1 protein-coding gene and 1 pseudogene are annotated in these 970 nt (G+C 51.9%); both read left to right on the top strand.

The window, feature by feature from the left end:
• A pseudogene (locus QVO97_RS05420) lies at nt 1-249 on the top strand (hypothetical protein); the annotation flags it as partial.
• 165 nt (nt 250-414) lie between these two features.
• The gene (locus tag QVO97_RS05415; protein WP_022359373.1) at nt 415-951 is read left to right on the top strand and encodes a hypothetical protein; all 537 of its coding nucleotides are present in this window, start codon (nt 415-417) and stop codon (nt 949-951) included.
• Nucleotides 952-970 lie beyond the last annotated feature (19 nt).

The raw sequence follows: 970 nt of genomic DNA, 5'->3' as shown, positions 1-970 counted from the left end.
GCGGCGGTCACACAGGGAACGGCGAGCGATGAAATGTGTACGTTTCTGGTCGTAAATATTTCATCGCTGCAGCTCATTCCTATCAATATGATTGCCTACCGGAGCCAGTACGGATCGGCGCACCCGCTGGCCGTGGCCGGTCCGGCGTTCCTGGCGACCTGTGTCAGCACTCTGGCGGGAGTGGCGGTGTGCCGCGTGATGTGCAGGAGAAAGCAATATAAATCAATAAAAAAGGATGGCTGGAAATAGAAAACGCAATTTGGCGTCATGTAGGGGGGAAAATTTCACACAAAAAACAAATTTATCCCCTATAATGCCCTTGTTAAAATAAGGGGCTCTGGAAACAGATCCGTTATCATAGAACGCAGATTCAAACCATACATATAAAACAAGTATAGACACGGGAGCCGTCAAATGCGCTGCATCAATTACCTCTCTGAATACCTGGTTCCGGTTGTTTTGTTTTATATCGTTGGGTTTGCGGTGCTTCAGAAACGCCCGGTTTTTGATGATTTTATCGAAGGGGCGCTTGCGGGGCTTAAAACGGTGGCTGGAATCCTGCCGACGCTGGTGGGACTGATGGCGGCGGTCGGCGTGCTTCGGACCTCCGGTTTTCTCGATTTCCTCTCCGGGGTGCTGGCGGGACCGGCGGCATTTCTGCATATACCGGCACAGGTGGTTCCGCTGCTTCTGGTGCGTCTGGTGTCCAGTTCGGCGGCGACGGGACTGCTCTTAGATATTTTTAAAACGTATGGACCCGATTCGCGGCTTGGCATGATGGTGTCGGTTCTTGAGAGCTGCACGGAGACGGTTTTTTATACGATGAGTGTCTACTATCTGACCGTGCGGATCTCAAAGACGCGATGGACGCTTGCGGGGGCGCTGATTGCAACGTTCGCGGGGCTTGTGGCGAGTATCTTATGTAGTGCCATGGTAACTGTTCACGGGTAGGAATTTTCTGAACTGAAAA

Origin of the sequence: Clostridium sp. CAG:43, from assembly GCF_000434655.1 — a bacterium.
Taxonomy (GTDB): Bacteria; Bacillota; Clostridia; order Lachnospirales; family Lachnospiraceae; genus Otoolea; species Otoolea fessa.
The sequence above is the reverse complement of the archived record's forward strand: the minus strand, read 5'-3'. Positions and strand labels throughout refer to the sequence as shown.

Bases quoted from the DNA above. Each gene is read 5' to 3' on its own strand.
- QVO97_RS05415 (WP_022359373.1), top strand. From the start codon at position 415: ATGCGCTGCATCAATTACCTCTCTGAATACCTGGTTCCGGTTGTTTTG.